General features: G+C 34.1%; 22 protein-coding genes and 1 pseudogene. 6 read left to right on the forward strand and 17 right to left on the reverse strand.

Annotation, left to right across the window (positions count from 1 at the left end; translation table 11 throughout):
• Positions 1-80: 80 nt before the first annotated feature.
• The 7 genes from HN014_RS19315 to HN014_RS19345 all read right to left on the reverse strand — a co-directional run bounded on the left by HN014_RS19315 (position 81) and on the right by HN014_RS19345 (position 7,945).
• On the reverse strand, positions 81-1,550 hold the full coding sequence (locus HN014_RS19315; RefSeq protein WP_217704348.1) for a CoA-acylating methylmalonate-semialdehyde dehydrogenase: 1,470 nt from the start codon (positions 1,548-1,550) through the stop codon (positions 81-83).
• 290 nt (positions 1,551-1,840) lie between these two features.
• On the reverse strand, positions 1,841-2,563 hold the full coding sequence (locus tag HN014_RS19320; protein ID WP_176030479.1) for a DUF6733 family protein: 723 nt from the start codon (positions 2,561-2,563) through the stop codon (positions 1,841-1,843).
• Positions 2,564-2,566: 3 nt separating this feature from the next.
• Positions 2,567-3,463 (reverse strand): alpha/beta hydrolase, encoded by an 897-nt coding sequence (locus HN014_RS19325; protein ID WP_176030480.1) that lies wholly within the window; start codon positions 3,461-3,463, stop codon positions 2,567-2,569.
• Between the two features lie 2 nt (positions 3,464-3,465).
• Positions 3,466-5,040 carry a class I adenylate-forming enzyme family protein gene (locus tag HN014_RS19330; RefSeq protein ID WP_176030481.1) on the reverse strand — a complete coding sequence of 525 codons (1,575 nt, stop codon included), beginning with the start codon at positions 5,038-5,040 and terminating at the stop codon, positions 3,466-3,468.
• Positions 5,041-5,340: 300 nt separating this feature from the next.
• Positions 5,341-5,604 (reverse strand): acyl carrier protein, encoded by a 264-nt coding sequence (locus HN014_RS19335; protein ID WP_176030482.1) that lies wholly within the window; start codon positions 5,602-5,604, stop codon positions 5,341-5,343.
• 117 nt (positions 5,605-5,721) lie between these two features.
• Positions 5,722-6,993: a diaminopimelate decarboxylase gene (gene lysA, locus HN014_RS19340; protein ID WP_176030483.1), complete on the reverse strand. Its 1,272-nt coding sequence runs from the start codon at positions 6,991-6,993 to the stop codon at positions 5,722-5,724.
• 406 nt (positions 6,994-7,399) lie between these two features.
• Positions 7,400-7,945, reverse strand: coding sequence for a DUF4440 domain-containing protein (locus tag HN014_RS19345; protein ID WP_176030484.1), 546 nt, complete (start codon positions 7,943-7,945; stop codon positions 7,400-7,402).
• Between the two features lie 712 nt (positions 7,946-8,657).
• Here HN014_RS19345 and HN014_RS19350 point away from each other — a divergent pair.
• A complete protein-coding gene (locus HN014_RS19350; protein ID WP_254884043.1) occupies positions 8,658-9,158 on the forward strand; it encodes a hypothetical protein in 501 nt (166 codons plus the stop codon).
• Here the strand turns inward: HN014_RS19350 and HN014_RS19355 are convergent.
• The 5 genes and pseudogenes from HN014_RS19355 to HN014_RS19370 form a co-directional block, all read right to left on the reverse strand.
• Complete coding sequence (locus HN014_RS19355; RefSeq protein ID WP_176030485.1) at positions 9,145-9,699, reverse strand: 1-acyl-sn-glycerol-3-phosphate acyltransferase; 555 nt, start codon at positions 9,697-9,699, stop codon at positions 9,145-9,147. The two genes, HN014_RS19350 and HN014_RS19355, sit on opposite strands and share 14 nt — an antisense overlap.
• Positions 9,700-9,728: 29 nt before the next feature.
• Positions 9,729-10,790 (reverse strand): iron-containing alcohol dehydrogenase family protein, encoded by a 1,062-nt coding sequence (locus HN014_RS22675; protein WP_254884149.1) that lies wholly within the window; start codon positions 10,788-10,790, stop codon positions 9,729-9,731.
• 84 nt (positions 10,791-10,874) lie between these two features.
• A pseudogene (gene kdsB / locus HN014_RS22680) lies at positions 10,875-11,582 on the reverse strand (3-deoxy-manno-octulosonate cytidylyltransferase); the annotation flags it as partial.
• 74 nt (positions 11,583-11,656) lie between these two features.
• Positions 11,657-12,226 (reverse strand): DUF4126 domain-containing protein, encoded by a 570-nt coding sequence (locus tag HN014_RS19365; protein ID WP_176030486.1) that lies wholly within the window; start codon positions 12,224-12,226, stop codon positions 11,657-11,659.
• 12 nt (positions 12,227-12,238) lie between these two features.
• Positions 12,239-13,666: an ATP-dependent RecD-like DNA helicase gene (locus HN014_RS19370; RefSeq protein WP_176030487.1), complete on the reverse strand. Its 1,428-nt coding sequence runs from the start codon at positions 13,664-13,666 to the stop codon at positions 12,239-12,241.
• A 138-nt stretch (positions 13,667-13,804) separates the two neighbouring features.
• Between HN014_RS19370 and HN014_RS19375 the strand changes: the two genes are divergently transcribed.
• Genes HN014_RS19375 through HN014_RS19385 form a run of 3 tightly spaced genes read left to right on the forward strand, consistent with a single transcriptional unit; the run spans position 13,805 to position 15,799 of the window.
• Positions 13,805-14,449 carry a hypothetical protein gene (locus HN014_RS19375; protein WP_176030488.1) on the forward strand — a complete coding sequence of 215 codons (645 nt, stop codon included), beginning with the start codon at positions 13,805-13,807 and terminating at the stop codon, positions 14,447-14,449.
• A complete protein-coding gene (locus tag HN014_RS19380) occupies positions 14,430-15,254 on the forward strand; it encodes a DUF3822 family protein (RefSeq protein ID WP_176030489.1) in 825 nt (274 codons plus the stop codon). The genes HN014_RS19375 and HN014_RS19380 overlap by 20 nt, the downstream gene beginning before the upstream one ends.
• A gap of 2 nt (positions 15,255-15,256) precedes the next feature.
• On the forward strand, positions 15,257-15,799 hold the full coding sequence (locus HN014_RS19385; protein ID WP_176030490.1) for an RsmD family RNA methyltransferase: 543 nt from the start codon (positions 15,257-15,259) through the stop codon (positions 15,797-15,799).
• A 327-nt stretch (positions 15,800-16,126) separates the two neighbouring features.
• On the opposite strand, the gene HN014_RS19390 is transcribed toward HN014_RS19385, so the two are convergent.
• Together HN014_RS19390 and HN014_RS19395 are read right to left on the reverse strand one after the other, a co-directional pair.
• A complete protein-coding gene (locus HN014_RS19390; RefSeq protein WP_176030491.1) occupies positions 16,127-16,873 on the reverse strand; it encodes a tol-pal system YbgF family protein in 747 nt (248 codons plus the stop codon).
• Positions 16,874-16,879: 6 nt separating this feature from the next.
• Positions 16,880-17,464 carry an RNA polymerase sigma factor gene (locus tag HN014_RS19395; RefSeq protein ID WP_176030492.1) on the reverse strand — a complete coding sequence of 195 codons (585 nt, stop codon included), beginning with the start codon at positions 17,462-17,464 and terminating at the stop codon, positions 16,880-16,882.
• Between the two features lie 156 nt (positions 17,465-17,620).
• Between HN014_RS19395 and HN014_RS19400 the strand changes: the two genes are divergently transcribed.
• Both HN014_RS19400 and HN014_RS19405 read left to right on the forward strand, forming a co-directional pair.
• A complete protein-coding gene (locus HN014_RS19400) occupies positions 17,621-20,731 on the forward strand; it encodes a CHAT domain-containing tetratricopeptide repeat protein (protein ID WP_176030493.1) in 3,111 nt (1,036 codons plus the stop codon).
• 140 nt (positions 20,732-20,871) lie between these two features.
• Positions 20,872-21,705 (forward strand): hypothetical protein, encoded by an 834-nt coding sequence (locus tag HN014_RS19405; RefSeq protein WP_176030494.1) that lies wholly within the window; start codon positions 20,872-20,874, stop codon positions 21,703-21,705.
• Positions 21,706-21,764: 59 nt separating this feature from the next.
• Here the strand turns inward: HN014_RS19405 and HN014_RS19410 are convergent, their stop codons facing one another.
• The 3 genes from HN014_RS19410 to HN014_RS19420 form a co-directional block, all read right to left on the reverse strand.
• On the reverse strand, positions 21,765-24,680 hold the full coding sequence (locus tag HN014_RS19410; protein ID WP_254884150.1) for a glycoside hydrolase family 3 N-terminal domain-containing protein: 2,916 nt from the start codon (positions 24,678-24,680) through the stop codon (positions 21,765-21,767).
• Between the two features lie 15 nt (positions 24,681-24,695).
• Positions 24,696-25,181, reverse strand: coding sequence for an ABC transporter ATPase (locus tag HN014_RS19415; protein WP_176030495.1), 486 nt, complete (start codon positions 25,179-25,181; stop codon positions 24,696-24,698).
• Positions 25,182-25,289: 108 nt separating this feature from the next.
• Positions 25,290-26,081, reverse strand: coding sequence for a (Fe-S)-binding protein (locus HN014_RS19420; protein ID WP_176030496.1), 792 nt, complete (start codon positions 26,079-26,081; stop codon positions 25,290-25,292).
• Positions 26,082-26,126: the final 45 nt, after the last annotated feature.

Genomic DNA, 26,126 nt, shown 5'->3' on the forward strand with positions numbered 1-26,126 from the left:
TTGGTTTTATTATTTCTATAAATTATATCCGCATTTGTTTTTTTGATTTGGGTATCAAAAGGTATAACTGTTAATAAACATTAGCTCATCCAATTTACCTGTGCTTGTTTGTGCCACTTCGTGGTTGTCTTTTTATTTTTTGTCCAGAACTCAATTGAACTTCTTCCTGTTATATCACCTACTCCGAATTTGGATTCATTCCATCCTCCAAAGGGAAAAGGCTCTCTCGGTACAGGCACTCCAATATTGACTCCGATCATCCCGGCACTCGCTTGTTCCATTACCTCCTTTGCCAAAGCGCCACTCTGTGTAAAAACTGCTGCTGCATTCCCATAATTAGATGTATTCTCTACTTTAATTGCTTCTTGCAGATCATTAGTTCTTATAATACTAATTACCGGACCAAAGATTTCTTCCTTAGCAATTTCCATATCAGGAGTCACATAATCAATAATAGTGGGACCTACATAAAACCCTTTTTCTTTTCCTTTTACAATTGTATTCCTCCCATCTAGTAAAATTTTCGCTCCATTTTTTTCTGCATTTGTTATATATGTTTCAATTCTTTTCTTTGCCTCTTCACTTATAACTGCTCCTACTCCATCTCCCGGAATGATATCACGGGCTACTGCTACCATTTTATTTATAATATGATCTACCTGATCTACTCCTACCATAACTGATGCTGCCATACATCTTTGCCCGGCACATCCTGACATTGACGCCACTACATTGGAAGCTGTCATTTCTACATCTGCGTCTGGAAGTACTATAAGGTGGTTTTTAGCCCCTCCTAATGCCAAACAGCGCTTTAGTGAATTTGTGGCTCTTTGATAGACTATTTTTGCCACAGTAGTAGACCCTACAAAAGAAACTGCTTCTATAGCTGGATGATCGCAAATTTCCTCTACGATTTCTTTTCCTCCATTAACAACATTAAAGACCCCATCTGGCAATCCTGCTTCCTTTAATAATTCAGCCACTCTCATTAAACTCAGAGGAACTTTTTCTGAGGGTTTCATAATCATTGTATTTCCCAAAACGATTGCGTTAGGAATCGTCCAATGGGGTACCATACTCGGAAAATTGAAAGGAGAAATTGAAGCCACCACTCCGAGAGGTTTCTTTTCTACCCTACACTCTACTCCCCTACTTACTTCCTGAATTTCATGTTGTACAATCTGTGGCAATGAAACCGCAAATTCACACAGTTCAATAGCTTTTTCTACTTCTGCTTTTGCTTCTTGATAGGTTTTACCTCCTTCTAATCGTACCAGATCTGATAATTCTTCTATATGGGCTTCTAGTAGACTTCTATATCTAAAAAAAACCTGTACTCGTTCTTTTATTGTTTTTGCTGACCAGGAAACAAAGGCTTTTTTTGCTGCATTCACAGCTTTATCCAATATCTTGCCATCAGACATAGGAACTTTTCCTATTTCTTTTCCATCCAACGGACTAATAACACTTAAAAATTCGGAAGATTCATTATGAAATACTCCGCCTATAAAGTTTTTAACTTCCAGTTGTTCTTGTAATACATTCATCATTTATATTTTTTTTCGCTATTCGTTTAGTGTCCATTACAATTTTTTTCCCTTCCGCTTTTTTTGATAACACTATTTATTCAATTCTAGTATATAAAAGAAATAAGGGATTTCATTTATAATGAAATCCCTACCCCAGCATGAATTTAACAAAATAGGTTATCATGGTAATTCATTCTCCGGGAATTCTTCTGGTTACTTTTTATTCTGAAACTCCTTTTACAAATTACAATGGGCAGGTAGTTTCAAAATACAAATACCTTGTAGAGGCATATTTTACTAGGTAATTCATATTACAAAGGGATAAATGCAGCTACTTTATAGAAGTCATCTGCAGTTCCTGCTTCTGTTTTTAAGGTTGCTCCTGCTGATACCCTAAAAGAAATTCCTTTATCAAAGCGTAATTTTAGCGAGCCTCCCAACCATCTATAAATAAGTAGCGGGTCTCCTGATTCTTGTCTGGTGATACCAAAAGACTCATAATATGCTCCTAACACTACTCGTTTGCTTACATTAATCCCAGGTGCTGCCCAGTTGAGCAAAAAGTCTTTTGTTTTGATATCATCATCTTCTCTTAGCGACTTGTAATACGCTATATATCCTTCAAAATCAAACAATCCTTTATTATAGGCTACAAATAGATTAGGGACTAATCCTTCTCCTATTTTCGTTCCTTTACTATCGGAAGAAAACTTTCCATGAGAAATTCCTAATGAAGGATTTACATACAGGCTTTTATCTAATAACTTAAACCCCAAACCAACTCCGGTTTCTAATAACAAATCACTTCCTGATGCTAAATTCCCAAAAGACGGATTTGTCCAAAAAATACTATAGATGGTAATATCATAGTTTTTATTTGTTTCAAAGTTTCCGAAAAATATAGGATAAAATCCGGCTACACTGTTATGCAATATTTGTGTTGCAAAAGTTGCTTTCTTTTCCTTTTTTTCTTGTGATTGTACACTGCCAAAAGCGAGCAATACAACCCCTATCGTTAGAATGATTTTTTTCATGATTTAATGTGAATTCTTAAAAAATTGATGTATAAGTTTTGTTATTTTTTCACTTGCCGTTTCCAGATGTAAGTGATGCCCTCCCGGGAGCCAGTGTATATCTGCCGAATGAAATGACGCCAATCGTCCTTCGTACATTCCTGTACCAAACAACCCTTGTTTTCCTAATAATATCAGAGTCTTACTACTTATTTTTTTTATAAACAACTGTGCTTGTGACTCTGTCATTCTATAGCCTTCGGGAAGGACAATTCTAGGATCATACATCCAACGAAAACCTCCTGGTATTGTTTTTAGAGATCTTTCTACTAATATAGATGCTGCAGCTTCAGAAATAGGACCTATAACATTATCTACTCTATCCTTTACAGCTGCTTCTTTAGTTTTGAAATAAGGCACTGTTTCTTCAGAAAAACCAAACAATTTGGTTTTTTTAGCCATTTTTAATTGCTGAACTGATTTCCGAAATCCTGAAACAATATCTTCTTCTTTGATTACAAAAGGAGCTCCAAGCCCATCTATAAACACTAATTTATCAATCGTTTTAGGCATAGCTCCTGCAATAATTGAGGCAACTCCTGTTCCCATTGAATGTGCAATAATGTTATATTTTTTCCAGCCTAGCTGATCTACTACCTTTAATACATCCATAGCATAATCCCACAGATAATAGGCGCTATCATCACTTCTGTGATCAGATAAACCGTGACCTGCCAAATCAATGGCTACGATATACAAATCCGAAGCTAATTCTGGGGCTATCTTATCAAAAGTATTCGCATTGTCTAACCACCCATGCAGTGCTAATACGGGGATTCCGTTTTCATTTCCCCAGATTTTGGCAGCTATTGAAAATGTTCCTATCCGGATCTTTTTTTCGATACAATCTGCTACTTCCATAATCAAGCTTTTACATTATTTTTCACGTCTTCTAATGCTTGATTTTTTAATTTTATAACATCAAATTTTCCATTTGGAGTCTTAGGCATCGAAGTGATAATGCTGACATACTCAGGGACTTTATAAGCTTCCAGATCTTGTTTGCACAATGCTATAATGGTTTCCTTAGAAAGTTGTTTTCCTTCTTCTAATACAACAAAAGCAAACAATACTTCTCCATAATCTTCATCAGGTACTCCTGTAACTAATACCGAATTTATTTCAGGAATATTACTTATGTAGTCTTCTACTTCTTTTGGACTTACTTTTATTCCTCTGGATTTAATCATATGATCCATTCTCCCCTTGAAATAAAGATATCCGTCTTCATCTAATGAACAATAGTCACCTGTATACAACACCTTTTCTCCTGGGAAAAGCCCTTCTTTCAGTTTTTCTGCTGTTTTTTCAGGTTTATTCCAATATCCTCTCATGACTGTAGCTCCACGGATAACCAACTGACCTATTTGGTTTGGTTCTTTAATAACGAACCCATCGTCATCGACTAACCATAACTCTGTATTAGGGATTGCAATTCCTACACTATTTGGTTTTTTATCGATATCCTCAGGTGGGAGATAGGTGCATCGTTTACATTCTGTAAGTCCATACATTGAGAATATTTTTGCTTGGGAAAATAAGTTTTTAACCATTCCGATATTCGTCTCTGTTAATGCTGCTCCTGTATTGGTTACGGCTCTGACACTGGACAGATCTAATTTTGACTTTTTGTTTTGTTCATGTAATAACATAACCATCGTTGGTACTGCGGGTAAAATTGTTACCTGATGTGCTATTATACTCTTCAATAAGAAAATAGGCCAAGTGAATTCTTTTTCTAACACTAATGTCGCTCCTGTAGAAATACACATAATCATCTGATACAGTCCGTAATCAAATGATAAAGGCAACGCACATAGCACTTTATCTTCTACCGTGTATCCCAAATATGCATTGAGAGAATTTGTTGCTGTTACCATATTTTCATGGGTAAGCATTACTCCTTTGGGTTCTCCTGTTGATCCTGATGTATAAATGATTGCAGACAGGTCAATACTTATCGTATCTACAGGAGAAAGCTCATATTCTTTATCTGCCAGAACAGTCTCCATATTAGCATAGAGATTTTCTTTATAAGTTTTTGTCTCATCTACCATAATCACCTTAAATAATGGAGTGCTTTCTAACATCTCTTTGTTTTGAGCTACCACTTCTTTATTGGTTATTAAAACTGTAGCCCCCGAATCTTGTAAAATGTATTCTATTTTCTCGGGCTTTAACTCCATTCCTACCGGAATAACCACAGCTCCTGCTTTTAGTATTGCCCAGAAAGAGGTTACAGTATACACTGTATTTCCTAATAAAATCACGACTCTATCTCCTCTTTTAACACCTGCTTTCTGCAGGTAAGCTGCTATCTGATCAGACTGTGTATTAATATCGTTAAATGTATATTCTTTTTTTGCCATTGTCACAGCTACTTTAGCCGGATGACTCTGCGCGTTTTCTTTTAGAAAATTATGAAGTAATGGTCTCATTTTTTTATTTTTTATGTAATTATTAAATGATTTTCCTCTTCTTTTTTTACGATTTTTTATGCATAGGTACGCTGGGCAGTTTATCTGGATAATTGCCTGTTATCGTCTAAAAAAGTAAATGAAGAGCTCTGTTTTTTTTAGGGAATAGAGACCGAAAGAAAGCTTCCCGGTCAATTGATTATTTGAGAGGCATCAACGTAGCTATTGACGCCTTCTCAAACTCTCAGCAAATTTCTATTGATCAATATCTTTTATGAACAGAAAACATAAAATTCGTAAAATTTGCTATGTTTAGATTTTTTATGAAGCTAATACACCTAACTCAGACTGTACATAGTCATATATACTCTGTAATGTATTAAAATGTCTGGCTTCTATTGTATCTGCATTGACTTCAAAACCTTCTATATTATCTTCTAAATAGGTTAGAAAAAACATAGAAGAAAGGGAATCTATCCCTAAATCATTTTTTAAATGAGATTCTAATTGGATTTGTTCTTTTGTAAGATTCGCAATACTATCTACTAATCCGTCTTTTATCGTTTCTAAAATTGCTGTTTTCATGTCTTTTTCTTTTTTATTTTTTATGTTTTGGCACCTCTAAAGGACGTAATACCCTGAGGCTTGCCTTGAAATTTATTTTTTCCCGGCTAATGCCTCATGGGGTTACCCCGAGGTAGTTTACTGTAATACTACTTCTTTTGAAAAATCTACTTCCACTTGTTGACTTATAATACTTGCAGAAGTATCTCTTTTTCTTATCAGGTGTACCTTATCCTGATACACTAATACTTCTGCCGGAAATCCGTGGCTATGGAAAAGCCCTGGGGAAGAACTTGGTCCATATGCTCCAGAACCTGATATGACCAATACATCTCCTTCTCTGGTTTCTTTTAGCATCATATTTCTACCGATAATATCATCAGGGCTACAAAGTGGTCCCGCTACTTGATATTCCTTTGTTTTTTCGCTGTCTGAACTAATATTTTCCATTGGGAAATTTCTTTTCACCACTCTTCCTGCTCCTGCAGAGGCAGAATGACAATTCGTCCCTCCATCTGTTACTACAAATGTTTTTCCGTGATTTACTTTAATATTGTTCACTGTAACTCCAAAATAGCCTGCAGTACCTATGATAAATCTCCCAGACTCCATAATGATTCTGGTATTTGGATATTTTTTATGAAAATCACTAAATAAAGGAACCATCAAACTTCTGAATTCATCTATATCTAATGCTACCTGATTCGGGAAATAAGGGATTCCCATTCCTCCTCCAACATCTACCATAGAAAACGTTACCTGGTATTTTTCACTTATTTGTTCGTATAATCCTAAAATGTATTTTGAATTTTCATATACTGACTGGGCATCCAGGATATTAGTACCGTTGTAAACATGGATTCCTTTTATATGAACATGAGGAACTTTTAGATACGATCCGAAATTTTTTACTGCATGTTTTTCGTCTATCCCAAATTGAGTAGGTCTTCCTCCCATTTTCCACGGAGAACCTTTTGCTGAAAAATCAGGGTTTATTCGAATTGCTACCTCTACCACTTTCCCTGCTGCTTCTGCAAACTTAGAAACTCTATATAATTCAGTTTCCGATTCTATAACGATCGCAAAAACTCCTAGTTCAATTGCTCGTTTCAACTCATAATCCTTTTTACAAGGTCCCAGATATACAATATCCTGAGGAGTTGATCCTGCTTTTAATGCTATTTCCATCTCAGTTACCGAGCATACTTCTGTACAGGCTCCTTCTGATCTCAACAACTTGACTAAAGACACATTTGGGTTTACTTTTAGCGCATAAAAAACATCGACGCAGTCTGGAAGTGCATTGACTAAATTATGATAGTTATGTACTAGCTGCTCTCCATCATATACATAAGAAGGGGTTCCATGAGCTTCTACAGCTTTTAAAATTTTTGATTTGTGTGTTTGCATGATTTTGTTTTTTAATTTTTCTTTTTCATTTCTTTATGACCAGATGAATACTCGCCATACAGAGTATATCAGCTGTCTTTTCATAAAGAAGCAGGTTCATAAATGTTATTATTTTAATGATGGTATTTATTGAATTGTTTTCTGTGAATACTCCATAGTATACCCTATCCTAGTTATTTAAAACCGGATAAATAAAACACTTCATGTTAATTATGTATATGGGGTATTCTTCTTAATAGATGATGGTTTTCACTTCGAAGGAATTTTATAAGAAGTTATTCAAAGGTAAAACATACATGGACAACTATTATATTCGAAAACGTTAGTTTTTAGTTAAAAACCTATTCATTAACAATACTTTATGAACTTTCAATTATGATTATTTATTTGAGTGAGTGTTTTGATCTTATTTATCGGCATTAAACATATCGTATTGAATAAGCCAGTTTCCATTTACTTTTTTCCATAAAATAATGTAAGAACCTTCAAAAATGTGCTCTTTTTTACTATTTACATATCCAAGCATATGGCAGCGCTGAAATGCTACATCCATTTCTCCATAAAATTCTAACTCATCCTGAAAAAATTCTACTCTATCAACTCCCTTTACACTTTCTGTAAATTCTCTTTCTATTTCAGCTCTTCCCAGTCTAGGCTTCACTCCTGGTTTCATAAAAACAGATCCTTCTACGGTATATTCTTCAGAAATTCCTTTTGGATCTTTATTTTTCCATTTCGTTTCGAAACGACGATCTGCTATATCAATAAGCTTTGCATTTTTTAATAGATCTGCTTTACTGACTGTTTTTGTTCCAAAATAGCTGACTACAGAGCTCTTATACTCTATCTTTATTGTTTTTGATTTTTCATATGTAGTAAAAGAAACTACAGTTGTAACGGCTATCAGAACGATCGCTACTGCCATTACAAGTTTAAAATTTACTGTTTTCATAACTTGATTATAATTTTAGTTAAACATTTTAGATGATGGATCTCAACAATGCTGAGTGTCATTAATAGATGTATGGCTACCTTATATAATATGCTACTAGATTATATAGATACTCTACTAATGCTCCTGTTCTTAATTGAAGGTGCAATGAGAACAGTATTGTATAGTTGATCCAGAAAGAATACTTCATTTGAAGTTTCTCCTGTGGTTATTATTGATAAAAAATTGGTGGTTTTTTAATTTCTGATCGAAATCACAGTAAGAAATAGGTTAAATGAGTAAATTTCATATTTGCTGAGTTTTTTAATTAATAAATTTGTGTGATATGGTTGGTACAATATTAATTCACTATCATCAGCTTCACTTTAAGGGATCTAACAGATTATATTGTTATTTTTTTGTATAAATAAGAGGTTTTGATATTTACTCCGCAAAAAAATTACTTAATAACTATATTTAATAGTGTGGTTATTCCATATTTTATTTGTTTTATAATCTAATAGAATAAAATTTATCTATATTTTAACTATTAATTGCTTTTTTTATAATGTTTTCATAAAACTTCTTTTTGGCATCTACACTATATACCAATAGGAAATAGCCTTTATTTTCTGTAGAATTATCTTCTACTCTTAAACATAGATAATTTACCTAAGCTACAGTTGTTATGTTTGTTTCTATATAGCGACTAATGGATAAAACCAAAGTGCTTATGAAAAATCTGTTGTTTTTATTTCTTTCTCTTATGTTACTTACTGTTCATTCGCAAGACATGACCAATGAAAAATTACTGGAAATTATAAAAGCACATACGGATACGGTTCATGGATCTACGGGAAATTGGCAATTCAAATATCAGAATGTAATGATGATATGTATTACGGATATTAATAGCAATCGTTTGCGTTTTATGAGTCCTATTACTGAGTCATCTCAACTAAATAAAGAGTTATTATTAGATGCCATGACTGCAAATTTTCATTCTGCGCTGGATGTCAGATATGCTATTTCGAATGGAATTGTATGGTCTATATACATTCATCCATTAAGAGAAACCAATACACAACTTTTAGTAAGTGCTATAGATCAGGTCTATCAGGCAGCTGTGACTTTTGGGACTACATTTTCCAGCACTCGCTTTTTATTCGGAGGAAAAAGTATTCTTAAAAAAAATGCTCCATCTCAAAAGCAGCCACACATCAATCGATTGTAAAACTATATTCAGGAACTTTCCCCTTGACACCATCAAAAAATTGATACATATACGCTAAATCACTTTCTATATCATCAGTTGGATAAAAAGGTGCTGATATTACATTTTGTTTTTTTCCAAAATCAAAAGTAACCATGATAATCGGTATCTGAGCCTTCTGAGCGATGTAATAGAAACCCGTTTTCCATGAAGACACTTTTTTTCTGGTTCCTTCTGGGGCTAATGCGATTCTAAGTTCTTTTCTCTTTGCAAACTCCTCTGCAATGAGTTCTACCTTATTCTGTCCACGGGTTCGATCAATAGGAATCCCTCCTACTTTCTTAAAATACCATCCAAAAGGCCATCTAAATAGTTCTTTTTTTCCTATAAAACTAATTTTGATTCCTGCTATTTTTCGAACTAACAAACCGATATAAAAGTCATGCCAACTAGTATGTGGCACAACAATTATTATACATTTTTTGATCGTATCTTCCTTAAAAGAACCTATCATTTTCCATTTCATCAAACGATAGTAAATAAAAGATGATAGGGTTTTCATATTTTTTTCAATAAGTACGTAGTTGTGCTTTATAAGCTTCTGTAGATCTCTTTGAGCTTATCCGCATTAATCTTTTCTTTCCAATCTTTTCCCAAAGCATTTTCCCATAAAGGTACTAATCCCAATGCAATAGAGGCCATTGTATCCAATTGTGCTTCTGTAACATCTTTGCAGATCCCTGTTGGCAATGTAATACGGTGTGCTTCTTTCATTTTTTTAAACAAAGCGACTCCTTCCGGGTAATAGGCTTCTAGTTTATCAAAAACCAGACAATTACCTAATCCATGTTTTGTACCCAGTACATACGCCAATCCATAACTCATAGCATGTGCAACTCCTACCTGAGAATACGCAATACTCATTCCTCCGTGCCAAGATGCCATCATCAATTTGGCGTTCATTTCTTCTGTAGTCAGCTCATTTTTCAGAAAAACTTCCTTACACAAATCCAATGCTTTTTCTCCATAACTTTGACTAAAAGCGTTTAAATAGGTTCCATTTAATGATTCTACACAATGGATATAACAATCCATTCCGGTATAAAACCATTGATCTGCCGGAACTCCTGATAATAATTCCGGATCTAATACGACCTGATCAAAAGGAGTATAATCAGAATTTATTCCCAATTTTCTTTCCGGTCCTGTAAGCACAGTCGTTCTGGACACCTCTGCTCCTGTTCCTGAAATAGTCGGGATTCCCATATGGTACACCGCTTTATTTGTAACCAGGTCCCAGCCTTGATAATCAGAAGCTTTCCCATGATTCGTCAACATAATTGATACAGCTTTGGCTAAATCCAATACAGATCCACCTCCTATTCCAATAATACCGCTGGGAATATATGGGTAGTCGACTTTTAATTTTTCTACTAAAGCATCTACCTGACTTGTTTTTGGTTCTTCTTTAGTGGATATATAAATAATTGTATCCTGACCTTCTATAGGCAATCGTTCTGCTATAACGGATGGTTTATTTTCGAAAACATCATCTATTAAATAAATAAATGGTGCTCCTTCTTTTCTTTCCGGTCTTATAATCTCATGTAACTGATTAAAAGATCCTGCCCCAAATATCACTCTGGGGACCATCGGAAAATTTTTATACCCGGAAGTATTCGATACTTCTTTTTTTTCAATAGTGTTAGCTTCAGTACTCAAAAGATTCTTTTTGTTAAGTAGTTTTTTTGCTTTTTCTAAATCTTCAGGGGTATCAATTTCTACACCTTCTTGGTGCGTCACTACCATTTTTATATTCTTACCGTATTCCAGATAGCGAATACACTCTATCTTTTCTGATGCCTCTAGTGTCCTCATAGGCAACTGATAAAAATTTAAAATAGCTTCTTTTCGAAAGGCATAAATTCCTTTATGCTTATAATAGGTGTGGTTTATTTCTTTGTCTCTTGGATATGGAATAGGTGCTCTGGAGAAGTATAATGCATAGTCATTTTTATCAACTATTACTTTGACGCTATTCGGATTTACGATCTCATCCCAATCATTCATTGGGATCATCAGACTAGCCAAGTCAATACGTGCTGCATCTTCTCCGTAAAAAACATCCAGTACTTTCTCTAAACTTTCTCGTTCTGTAAAGGGCTCATCTCCCTGGACATTCACTACAATATCGATGTCCATATCTTTTACGGCTTCTGCAATCCGATCACTTCCACAATCATGTTCTTCTTTACTCATGATTGCTTTTCCTCCATGCGATGTAATTTCTGTATAAATAATATCACTATCAGTCACTACAAATACATCATCAAACAACTTTGTTTCTACGGCTGCTTCATAGGTTCTTCTAATCACTGTTTTTCCTTCCAGATCTTGCATTAACTTTCCAGGAAAACGGGATGCAGCGTAGCGCGCCGGAATCATAGCAATGGTCCTCAACTTAACTTTATTCAAAATGGTTTGCTTTTTCTCAGCGTCAAAAATACTTTTTTTTATCATTATTTTTCTTTTGAACCTTTAAATAGTTTTTTGTACATCTTTCTAAAGAGAAAAAATAATCCGATAACCAATACGATAGCAATAAGAGGTGCAAATACAGAAGCTACTGACATAACAGTCGCAGTTCCTGTTTCTACGGTCGCAACTACAGGGTTTGCCAATCCTCCTGTGGTTGCCGTCGATGTTAAGCGGGAGGCTCCCATCGTACTCTTCACAGAAGCTGCAGTCCCCCCTCCTGCGATAATAGCAAGCGACCATGTAAGAAAGGGATCCAAATTTGCTACTGTAGATACCATTACAGCGGTTCCTGCAATTGCTGCTAATGGGATCGCAATGGAATCTAATAAATTATCAAACCAGGGAATGTAATAGGCGAAGATCTCTACGACAGTAGCTACTGATAATGTAATAATAGCAGCATTACTCCCTACCCACTGCCATTCTTCGTTTAATGGTATAATCTGAAAATAACCAGCTAAACTTACTGCTAATAAGGGTAAAAACACCCTGAACCCAACAGAAACTGCCAATCCTATTCCCAGACAGATACTTATAATTGTTTCTTGCATTTTCTAAAAATACTAATTCTCTATAAAAAAATCATCTTTAAACCCTATGAGGTATAACTTCTCTTTCGCTCTTGTTACAGCTGTATACAACCATCTTAGGTAATCTTTTGATATTCCATCTGGCAGATAGGGTTGCTCTATAAAGATCGTATCCCATTGTCCTCCCTGAGATTTATGACATGTAATCGCATAAGAAAACTTGACCTGTAGTGCATTGAAATACTTATTGTTTTTAACCTTCATAAACTTTTTATATTTAGAAGTTTCATTTTCATAATCCTTCATCACTTCCTGATATAACCGATTGGAGTCTTCATATGTCAATGAGGGAGTTTCTGCTTCTAAAGTATCTAATACCAATACTGTGTCAAATGGTTTTTGATTCGGGTAATCAACCATACTGATCTTCACTTCTGCAAAACGAAAACCATACAACTCTTTTATTCCATAAATTTCTAATACTTTAATCGTATCTCCATTAGCTATAAAACCTGCTTCACTCTTGGTATCCAACCAATAATAGTTATTTTTTACGACCATTAAGTAATCTCCTGCGGATAACTCTTCTTCCTGAAATAAAATTCTGGATCTAATCTGTTTATTATAAATATTAGCTCTTTTATTGGAGCGAACTACAATTACGGATTCTTCATGTCCGGCATTGGCATATGAATCATTTAAAGCATCCATAATCTCATGTCCATCTATAAGTCGAATCACATCCGGATATCCTTGTATGTCAAACTGAAAATGATCATAAAACCCTTCATTAAGCAATTCTCTTAGTCGGGTAGCATTCATTAGAATCCCACTATCTTCTGCTTGTCGTACTACTTCATCTAGTTCTATTGCTGTCACTTCTTTATTAAAGCCTAATGATAAAGTATCTACTTCTAATGCAGGGCTTACTTCTAATTTTACTGGTGGCAACTGAGCAGTATCCCCTATAAAAAGAATCTTACATCTATGACCAGAATACACGTGCATCATCAGGTCATCCAATAAGGATCCATTCTCAAATAATTTACTTTCACTTGGCGCGTCAGATATCATGGAGGCTTCATCCACAATAAAAATGGCATTTCTTTTTTTATTTTGTTTTAGCTGAAAAGCCATGCCTCCTGATCCGTTTTTTTTGGGGTAATAGATATTTCTGTGAATTGTTTGTGCTTGTTTTCCCGAGTAATTACTGATCACCTTAGCAGCTCTACCTGTAGGTGCTAATAATACCGGACTTAATTTTGCTTTCCACAAATTCTTGACCAAGGTTCCTATCAATGTCGTTTTTCCTGTTCCTGCATATCCTTTTAGCAAAAAAAGACCATCTTTATCATCTGACAACACAAATTGTGCTATTTTTTGCAGAACGACATCCTGTTTTATAGTAGGTTGGAAGGGAAAATCATTTTTTAATAGTGTGTAAAATTCTGTTTCCCTCATAAAAAAATATTAATCTTTTTGTACATATATGTTGTTAATAAATCAAAGATAATAATGATTTTTTGTGAATAAACTTTTACGATTAAAAAAAAATTGTAGATTTGCGTATACACTAATGTTTAAAAGCTAAATTATAAAATGAAAATTGTTCTTCAATTAGTTCTGTGGGTAGTTATCGCTTTTCTAGGTTACCTAGTATTCAATTCTATCAACGGTCCCGTTAAATTCAATCAGGTTAAGAAAGTACGTTATGCTAAAGCTATTGAAAACTTAAAGGATATCAGAAAGGCTGAATTAGCTTATAAAACAGTGACAGGGAAATTCGAAAAAGATCCGGCGAAATTAATTGCGTTTATAGACACTGCTAAGTTTACACTTACACAGAGAAGAGATTCTAGTTTTATTCGTTTTAATAAAATTCTTAAAATTGATGAGCCAAGAGATACAGTTGTTATAGATACTCTTGGATATGCATCTGTAAAAGATTCTTTATTCAAAAATGATAATTATAAAAATATGTTTAAAGTTCCTGTGGAAGGAAAAGATGCTAATTTTGAACTGAATTCTGGTTTCATAGAGAAAAACGATCTTAAGATTGCTGTTTTTGAAGCAAAAGTTGCTAAAGACATCTTATTACATGATCAAGATTCTGATTTATTAGCACAGGAAAAAGAAGTACGTTCTGTAGATGGTGTTAATGGTACTCACCTTTCCGTAGGATCAATGACTGAAGTAAACACTTCTGGTAACTGGCCAAAATCTTATGGATCAAACGATCAGTAATACTACAGATAATACAATACATCGACTGTCCATTCAAGTAAGCTTGAATGGACTTTCTTTTTGTACGGCAAATGAGGATAATGAAATCTTGTATTTATACGAAAAAGATTTTGGGACATACTTATCGCCCGAACAAACCTTAAAAGTCATAAAAGATACTTTTAACACACAAACGGTATTACATAAGGCGTGTTCTACCGTAGAAGTTCTCTATGCTAATGACTTATATACTTTTGTTCCTAAAGCCTTATTTTCAGAAGTTTTATTAAAAGAATACCTGCGTTATAACGTAAAAATACTGGCTACGGATTTTATTACATATGATGCTTTAGAACAACACGAGCTCATCACTGTATATGTACCATATGCCAATATCAATAATTTCTTTTTTGACACCTATGGATCTTTTACTTACAAACATATAAGCACTGTATTAGCTGACCGGTTACTCACACAGGAAAAACATAGTGAAACCGTAAAAATGTTTGTACATGTTTCGAAAAAAACATTTGAAATCATCGTTATCAACAAAGGGAAGTTTGTTTTAGGAAATACATATGTATATCAAACTAAAGAAGATTTTTTGTATTACCTTCTTTTTACGGCAGAACAACTACAGTTAAACCCTGAAGAATTTGAACTGGTGTTTCTAGGAGCCATTACTAAAGACAGTGAACTATACAACATTGCCTATACTTACATTCGGAATATTCGCTTTGGAGAAAGTAACATTCGCTTAAAGAACCCTGGAATGTTCCCTACATTTGAACCACATCAACATTATACTTTACTAAATCATTTCTAGATATGCGTATTATTTCGGGATCTCATAAAGGAAAACGATTACAAGCTCCAAAAAAGCTCCCCGTTCGTCCAACAACTGATATGGCAAAAGAATCCTTATTCAATATATTGAATAACCAGTATTCTTTTACAGAAATCAACGTTATTGATTTATTTGCTGGTACAGGTAATATCAGTTTTGAGTTTGCATCTCGAGGAACTGAGCATATTACAGCTGTTGACGCTCATTACGGATGTGTAGGATTTATAAAAAACACTGCTCAATCGCTGGATTTTTCTATTGATACCATCAAAAGTGATGTATACTCCTATCTAGAGAAAGTTAAAAAAACGGCTGATATTATTTTTGCTGATCCTCCATATGATTTTACGCAAGAACAATTTGAAACGATTGCTTCATTAGTATTTACACATGAATTACTAGAGGATGATGGTGTTTTAATTATAGAGCACTCCAAACATACATCATTAGAAACTACTCCTCACTTTTCTTATGCCAGAGGATATGGAGGTTCTGTATTTAGTTTCTTCGAAAAAACAAGTTAAATAGAATTCCTGTGTCACTTTTAGAAAAGAAGTACTCATTTCAGGTCCCCTTTTATCATATGTTTCGTACTTACTTCAGCGTAGTTATTACCGCCTGAGGTTTTTTATTATTATAAATAAACCCAGCCACAGCGTACCCCACGCGCACTGTAGCTTAGGTTTACGTATCGTATCAATTATGTAATATAGCATTACACATTGGATACCCTTATATCTATTAATGACATTAATCACCGATTTGTTACCCTAATTTTCAATAAAAAATGCAGAAAATTTTATTTCCTGCATTTTTATTCGTTTTTAGATTAAGAAAAAGAAGCCTTCTTTCTATAATCTTCTTAGTAAATATTTTGCTTTTTCTTTATAAACTCCGTCATATTTGATTAGTTTCTCCAACGTTTCTTTAGACAACGAAAGCTTACGATCTTTTATATAGCTTAATGACAGATACCATAAAGCTGCTTCGTATAAAGAGTCTTTCTTTTTTATAGCAGAAAACTGCTCTATTGCTTTTTGTATCTCTCCGGTATTCAAATAACTATTTCCCATATACATATACAATAAAGCTGTACGGGGAATTCTATCTGTAACAGATGAAACTACCTGACCATAATTCTCGTGAGCATAATACTGATATAGTCGATGTAATTCTTTATCGTGCTCCTCTCCTCTTGTTACACTTTCTACCGGATAGGGTACATATACAGAAGCAAATATTTCCTCCGGCGTCTCTTGTTTTCCAAAGATATTCCAACTAGCAACTCCTAATCCGATAACCAAAAGAACAGAAGCAGCTATCTTCAAGAAAAACCATTTCTTTTCCGAAAAGAGTGTCTTCTTATTTGTATCCGCATGACTTTCTTCTGACTCAGAAATTATTTTTTTTATTTTTCTCGTATAATCTATTGTATCCCTGTCTTTTAATACTGTATGTAAATAACGATGTTTCTCTACTTCAATTTGCAATGCCTGATCATTCGTCATCTCATGTTCAAACTGTATTTTTTCCTGATCTGACATATCATGCTCCAGATATGCTTCAATTCTTTCAAAAAGTTCTTGTGTCCTTTCCATTATCTTCTAACTCCTTTCCGTATTACTATATCTTAATTCATCATACATTGGGTCATTTTCTATCATCTCCAATAATCGTTTTTTACATTCGAATTTCTTTTTTCTGGCATACCCTTCTGAATATCCTGTAATCGTTGAAATTTCTCGCATACTTTTTCCTTCAAAAACGAGATTTAAAACTTCAAGGCAACGATCCCCTAATTGCAAAAAGTACTTTCTATATAGACTTTCCTGCTCCTTCTTTTCTAATTCTTCTTGAATTGATTGCTCAGTTATTTCAGATATCATCAATGGTTCTTCTTTAAATTGTAACCGCTTATTTTTTCTCAATCGATTTCTCCATATATTCTTGCAAACTGCATAAAAATAAGTTTTCAAAGAATATCGAATATCTAAGGGGTCCGTTTTAAATTTTTGATAGACAAATACAATTGCATCTTGAAAAACATCTTCTACATCCTGTTCATTCCCAGAATTTTTTAGCACATACCCCTTAATGTACGGGATATTATTCTTGTAGAAGGATTTAATAACGGTTTCATCTCCCGCAATAATACCTGTCAAAATCTTCTTATCTTCGGTTTCTATCATAGATTAATGTTACAACTAAGCCAAATGTTACTTTTTAATATAGGGAGTATATGTCAATATTTACAAAAATAGTATTTTTAAACACTCAGGTATTCTTTTCTTCTATTAAAAAAAAGGAAACCTTCTCTAACTACTAATATCAAATTGACAGTATAAATGAACTATTTTTTAAAAATTATAAATACTTTTTTAATTTTTATTTGTTTTACAACTTTTACTTATGCCCAGCAAGACACTATTAGTGCTAACATATATCTCAAAAAAGCAGATTCACTAATTAATAAATATCAATGCGCTCCCTCAGTTGACTATACTCAAAAGGCTTTAGCTATCTATCAAAAAATCAACCACTGGGAAAAAATTGCCAAATGCCATAATCTTTTATCCGAAAACTATTCCTATTTAGAAAAGGGGGATCTTTCATTACTGCATGCAAACAAAGCACTGGCTATATTACAAACGTATTTACCTAATCATATTGAACGATATTCTACATACCTCAATCTCGCTTTTTATTATGATGAAGTATTATACGATTATCCTACAGCGCTTGATTACTTTGACAAAGCATTAGAAGTAGTAAAGAATGATCCTGAGAAAAACGCTTTAAAAATAGCAAGTTTATATAATAATATGGGAATTACATGCCGAAATATGGCTTCTTATGAGAAATCCAGTAACTATTTCAGATCTTCGCTTAAAATGTATTTATCCCATAAAGACACTGAACCCATCAGTATCGCATATGTATATGCTAACATAGGGCTTACATACCAGCTTCAGGGAGAATATAGTAAGGCTCTTGACTTACAGGAAAAATCTTTAGAAATTAAAAAAAAGGTGCTGGGTAAAGATCATCATCAAGTTGCTTATCAATATCACGATATAGGAATTCTTCTAAAAAGAATGGGGCAATATGATAAGGCCTTACTCTCCTTCAATAAAACACTGGATATCTTAAGTGAAAAATCAGAACAATATGTCCCTGTTATTAGTAATTCCATTGGAACACTTTATAAGGAAATGGGTGAATATGATAAAGCGATATCTTATTATAACAAAGCTATTCATTATATGATTAAAAAAGATGGAGGTATGAAAGATAAGCCTGATTACGCCACTTTTTATAACAATATCGGATATGCATATTTCAAAAAAAAACAAATAGATAATGCTATAAAAAACTGTACTAAATCTTTAGATATATTACATAAAATATTTACAGATACATCCCATCCCAGTTATGCATATACCTATAAAAATCTATCAAAAATAGCATTACAACAACAAAATTATACCCTAGCTCTGGAATATCAACATAAGGTACGGGAGATTTTTACTTCCCATATGAATGAACGTCTGATTGATTTTATAGAAGCTCATAATGACCTGGCATTGATCTATCTGAAAATGAAGGATTTCAAAACAGCTTCGAAACATTTTCATATTGCATTAGAACACAATAAAGCGGTTCAAACAACCAGCTTCTCTCCTACGCTCTATTTTAATCCCAACCAACTACTTATCTCTTTAGAAGGGATGGCAGATATAAAATACCAACAATATATCACTACTAAAAATGCATCATTATTAGAAGAAAGTAACCTCTATCATCAACAAGTAGGTGACCTGATTACAGATTGCAGGCAATTACTGACTTCTTATAAAGATAAGATAGTTTTTTCTAAAAGAGTAAAAAGTATCTATACCAAATCAATTCTTAGTTCTCTTCAGAACCCTCATGACAATAGTGCTATACATAATGCTTTTTACATTTCTGAAAAATCCAAATACAACACACTCAGGGAACTACTAAGTATCAGTAATGCCAAGCAATTTTTAGAGTTACCGGAAACAATCACTTCTGCTGAGGAGCATTACAAGAAGAAATATGCCGAATACACTTCTAAAATTGAAAAACTTGACAGCAAAAAAAAGGAGGATTCTCTACAAATCATGTCATTGGAAAGTTCTTTACTTGATATTACAAAAATACAGGACTCTTTAACTACTGTCATTGAGAAAAAATATCCTCAATACCATCAGTTAAAATACAATACAACCACTAGTAGTATTGAAGAAATTCAACAACGATTAGATTCTCGAACCACTTTATTGGAATATTTTACCAACGATAGTATTTTATATGCATTTACAATCAATAAAAAACAGGTTTATGCACAACAGTTAAACATATCCTCTCTTAAAGAACAAATTGCACAATTACAACATGCGATATCAAATAAAGAACACACTACCTACATATCACTAGCACATTCATTGTATACACAGCTAATTGCTCCTATAAAAAACCAACTAACCGGAGACCAATTAATTATTATCCCTGATGAATATTTGTGGCATGTTCCTTTCGAGCTGTTATTAACAATGGTTCCCGAATCAAATAACCAAAAGGATTTCCCTTATCTTCTGGAGGAGTATGCCATTTCTTATGCAAATGCTGCAAGTATGTTATTTACTAATTCTACAAAAAAAACAACTCCTGATATAAAACAAGAATGCCTTGCTTTTTCTTTTTCTGACACGACTAGTATCTCGGAGAATCCTACTACTATAAAACTGGCTACTTTAAGAGATTCAGGAGATGATTTACCTGGTACGAGAAAAGAAATTAAAGCCATTTCTAATATTATTGGAGGAAATTATTTTTATGGGAAAGATGCCAATGAAAAAAACTTCAAAAAAAATGCAAATACCTATGCTATTTTGCATCTCGCATTACACGGAGAAGTCGACAACAACAATCCAGAAAACTCCAGATTATTATTTACAAAAAACAAAGACTCTATAGAAGACAATATCTTATACAGTCATGAACTGTTCGCCATGAACATTCCATCAAAACTAACAGTTCTAAGCGCATGTAATACCGGAACCGGAAAAATAGCTAAAGGAGAAGGAGTCATGAGTCTTGGAAATGCTTTTCAATATGCAGGAACTAAAAGTTTATTGCTAAGTTACTGGGAGGTTTCTGATAAGGCTTCTCCTTTTATCATGCAGCAATTTTACAAAAACCTATCTTCTGGTATGAACAAAGCTAAAGCACTCCAAAAAGCCAAATTAGCTTATCTAAAAACCTCAGATATTCACAGTATTCATCCTTTTTACTGGGGAGGTTTTTATCTGGTAGGTGATAGTACCCCCATCCCTTTTGACCATCCTATTAACACCTGGTATTTATTGGCAACAGTTCTATTACTAGGACTAGCAGGTCTATATATATACAGAAGAAAGAAAAACAGCTAACACAATCCGAACTATTAAGGCATTATCTTATTTCTTAAACACCATTAACTCTTGTTTTTAAAAAAACAAAAATAGCTTCTCTATATAGGGGAAGTGTACTTTTTATTCGACATATTCATATAATACAATAAACCTAACGAATGAAAAAAGTATTTCTAATCTTTATATCCCTATTATTGGGATATTCAAATGGATTGGCTCAAGGAAAACTTTCTAAAGCAAAAAATGAATTAAGAAAAGAAAAGCAGTCCGGTAGCCGATCTGGCAACACAGACCAAGCTTATGAAACCTACACTTCCTATGATGATAGTTTTGATAGCTATATAGCTAATTCTATTGCAGAAGGTATTTTTTTAGGCATTGCTTATGTAGCGGGTATGGTTACATATGGAACTTTAATCGGTGAAGGGGCTCCCAGAACTATGAATCACTACCCATACAGAGAACACAGCTATGGTCATTATCTGTTCGATAGCACAGCAACTGGTGCTTCGTACAACCTTCATATAAAGGGTTCTTTTTTTGCTAATGACCAGTCTACCAGTGCTACTGCTCTTCAACTTCAGTATAAATTCCATCCGTTAATTAGTGTTGAAGGAAGTCATCTTCACTTTTTTGAACGAGATGTTATTGCCAATGAAAACCTGGATATTTCCAGCTTGCTTATCAACTATCACAGAGTACGAGAAAAACATATATCTGCCTGGTGGGGAGTTGGTGCTAGTTATGTAGCTAATGAAGTACATCATTTTGGTTTTGCCTATCAACTGGGGGTAGAAATTTTCCCCATAAAACCAATTAGTTTATTTACATCCTGGAAACAAAGCTTTATTAATCACAGTAGTATTGACGAATATAAACTCCACCTAAAATATTACTTAAAAAACACTGCCATCAGTACCGGTTTTAACTATTATGAAATTGGTTCTCATAATATGCCAGGAATTCATCTGGGATTAGAATTAAAACTATAATTGCAAATAAAAAGCGTCACCAAAAATTTGATGACGCTTCTTTGATTTTTTATAAAAATTTATTTTTTAATTGCCTCATAAATAATTCGTTGAATCTCAGATCGAATATCATTAGAAATTAATTTTCTATTAGCAGCATCCGGAAATGTTCTGTTACTAAGGAATACATATACAATTTCCTCTTTAGGGTCTGCCCAGGTGAATGTCCCGGTAAAACCACTATGTCCAAAACTAGTCATAGAAATACACCCGCAGGTAGGTCCCACTTCTCCTAATTGTGGTTTATCAAATCCTACACCTCTACGTACGTCTTTATGACAAAAATGACATTTATTAAATTCCGCCAAGGTTTCTGAAGTAATATATTTCTTTCCTCCGTACGTTCCCCCGTTGAGATACATTTGCATTATTTTGGCTACATCATTGGCATTGGAAAACAACCCCGCATGACCACCTATACCTCCAAACATTGCAGCTCCCTGATCATGTACATATCCATGAATCACCTGTCCCCGAAATGCCTGGTCATTTTCTGTTGGTATAATTCTCTTTTTACCAAACTTATGTATCGGAAGATAGCCGGTATTATTCGCTCCCAATGATTTATAAAAATGTTGTTGTGTCAGCTCATCCAACGAACTCCCATAATGATTCTCTAAATAGGTTTTCAATAAATAATAAGGCAGATCACTATACTTATATCGCAAGCGATTTCTCAAAGGACTTTCTTTGATTCTCAGCAATAATGAATCTTTCATATCACTTCTCAGATATAAATTATTAGCTACCTGAATCGAAAATTCATCTGATTTCTTTTTTCTATAATACTTTGTATCAGGTTTACCTGTTACTGTATCCAATGTTTTTAGGTAAAATGGAATCCACGATCTAAACCTCGCATAATGAGAAAGCATTGATTTTATAGAAGTGTTTTCTTTATTTGAACCTTTAAAATCCGGAAGCATCTCTCCAACAGTTGTTTGCAAAGAAACCAATCCTTTATCTTTAAGTTCCATTGTCAAAGGCAGTGTTGACAAAATTTTAGTCAATGATGCCAAATCATAGATATCAGTCCCTTTTACTTCTTGTTTTTTAGCATAAGTATGGTATCCGTAGTTTTTATCAAAAATGACCTTTCCTTTTCTGGCTACAATCAACTGTAAACCTGGTGCCATTTTTTCTCGTAATGTAACAGCTACTACTGAATCAATTTTCTTCAGTTTTTCTGAATTCACTCCTACACTCTCTGGAATACCATATGACAACCTGTGTAATGATCGCATTTTAATCCCCGTATTAACTGGAAATTCCTCTCCAATACTCACCGGTAATGTTCCTTTTGCTTCTATTGCTCCGAATAATAATTGAGCAGTTTTCTCCTGAGCTACCTCACTATTCTGGTACGCCATAATAATCCCATCCAAATTGGTTGTTGTTTTGAGATCTAGCATCGCATAAGGTCTGGCAAAAACATTTAAAATTGTAGTATTCAAACGAGCAATCTCATACAACCAAACCAATTCTTTATCTTTGAATTTATAGCCTTTCCACGGATGCGCATTTGATTTATGAAAACCTACAATCACATAATTATATTGTTTTAGCTTTTCTATCATATCCGCCAGATTATCAGCTTTTACCCAGTCTACTTTGGTATATTTTTGTAATGTTTGATAAAATGGAGTTCCGTCATCATCTCCTAATGACACATAGGCTACATTTTTGATATCCAGATTCTTTACCGGCAGAACAGCTCTGTCATTTTTTACAACCGTCAGGGAATTCTCTACCAGTTTATGCTGCAATAATTGTGTCTTTAAGTCATTGAGATCCTCGTATAAATTTGTTGTATCAATTGGTTTATACTGATGTAATCCTGCCTTATATTTAGCCAGTAAAATCTTTTTTACAGAATGAGACAAACGTTCTTCTGTTATCTCTCCTGCATAATATGAGGCTATAATTTTCTGAGTCGCCTTTGGCACATCTTCAGAAATAAGTAGTATATCATTTCCTGCTTTAAAAGCTGCTAAATCAATATCGCCTGGTTCACTAAAATTAGAAGCTCCTTTCATATTCAGCGCATCGGTAAAAATAAGTCCTTTATACCCTAAACTATCCTTAAGCAACCCTGTCACTATTTTTTCTGAAATAGAAGAAGGGTAATTAGATCGTGTTTCCAGACTAGGAATATTAAGGTGTGCTACCATAACACTTGCTACTCCTTCTTTTATTAGCTTTCTATACGGATATAATTCTATGCTATCAATCCGTTTTGCATCAAACTCTACAGTCGGCAATGTTTTATGAGAATCCTGATCTGTATCACCATGCCCAGGAAAGTGTTTCGCACTGGCCAAAACTCCTGCCTGCTGCATTCCCCTCATAAAAGCTGCTGCCTTTTGAGTTACATTTTCTTTTTCTTCCCCGAAGGATCGATTCCCTATAATAGGATTTTTAGGATTGGTATTAATATCGACCACTGGTGCAAAATTCATATGCACCCCTAGGCGCTTACAATGCCTCCCTATTGCCTTTCCTGTTTCCTCTATCAGCAAAGTGTCTTTTATTGCTCCCAAGGTCATATTCCAGGGAAATGCATGTGTTGAATCCAAACGCATTGATAATCCCCATTCTGCATCCATAGCCATCATGAGCGGAATTTTGGAAATTTCCTGATACTCATTACTCAACTTGGCTTGTCTTTGTGGTCCTCCCTTAGAGAAAATAATACCACCTATGTGATATTCTTTTATAAGAGTTTTGATTTTATCAGTTTCTTTTTTGGATTTGGAAGAAAATACATCCACCATAAACAACTGCCCAACTTTCTCTTGTAGGGTCATGGTGTTATAGATCGTATTCACCCAATTTTCCTGAGCTTCTCTATCTGCAGTATATAAAGGGTTTACTTCCTGAGAAAAAATAGCATATGGTAGCAGAAAAGCTATGCAATATAGAGTAGGGACAATTATATTTTTCACAGGACTTTATTTAATGAATCGATTGTGCCAGCTGTCTTTTGCCGGAACTTCCCAACTAGTTTTATACTCTGCTATATTCGTTACCAGGTTATTAAAAACAATCGTATTAGGTGAAACAGATTTGTTTTTAGCCATTTTCTTAAAATCTACTAATGGCTTATACGCTACGAACTCCCCTTGTTTAAAGGAAACATTCATCTTATCCATAAGATCCACATTATAATCTGCTTCTAAATCTTGAATAAAACGTACGGAAGCATCAATAGAACACCCTGTAGCTTGATTTACTTTTTGATCCAGCCCTATTACGATAAATCGTTTGTATTTTATTTCGAATCCAGCTTTTAGGTCTGCACCATGAGCAGTCCATTGTTCCAGGAAAGAGTTTGCTTTTTTATTTATTTCTTCTAATTCTTCTGCGGAAAATGATCTATTAGCCTGATATATCCATATTCTGGACTCATCAGGTAGTTCTTTAAAATCTACTATCATCAGCTAACTTTTTATAATGGAAAGTAACAAAAACTATTCCTAATATATATCATAATAAAATGTTAATATAATATATCTTTTTAACAGCTCTAATGCAGGAATCACCTACTATAAATCCTGTGCAGAAGCTATTAGTTCTGCTATATCTAATACATCAATGCTATCTTCTTTCTCTTTACTTTTTACTCCGTCTGTCATCATGGTATTACAAAACGGACAGCCTGCTGCGATAATATCAGGTTTAGTCTGCAAAGCATCTTCTGTTCGCTCTACATTAACATCTTTATTTCCTGGTTCGGGTTCTTTAAACATTTGTGCACCTCCAGCTCCACAGCATAAACCATTTCGTTTACATCGTTTCATTTCTATCAATTCCACCTCTAACTTACGAAGTAAATCTCTTGGCGCTTCATAGACGTTATTAGCTCTTCCTAAGTAGCAAGGATCGTGAAATGTAATTCTCTTTCCTTTAAACTTTCCTCCTTCTACTTTTAATCTACCTTCTTCCAAAAGTGACTTTAAGAATTCCGTATGATGCATTACTTCATAGTTTCCTCCCAATGCCGGATATTCATTTTTTAATGTATTAAAGCAATGAGGACAGGTTGTTACCACTTTCTTTATCTCATATGCATTCATTACTTCTATATTCGTAACTGCCTGCATCTGAAACAAAAATTCATTCCCTGCTCTTTTGGCAGGATCTCCGGTGCAACTTTCTTCTGTTCCTAAAACAGCATAATCAACCTGAGCATTATGTAGGAGTTTGACAAAGGCTTTTGTTATTTTTTTGGCTCGATCATCAAAACTTCCAGCACATCCAACCCAAAACAATACCTCTGGCATTTTTCCTGCTGCCATATACTCTGCCATTGTTGACACTTTTACTGCTTCACTCATACTTTTATTTTATTTCTTAAAGAAGTACTCATCCTGGAGAAAGAT

The organism is Aquimarina sp. TRL1, from assembly GCF_013365535.1.
Taxonomy (GTDB): domain Bacteria; phylum Bacteroidota; class Bacteroidia; order Flavobacteriales; family Flavobacteriaceae; genus Aquimarina; species Aquimarina hainanensis.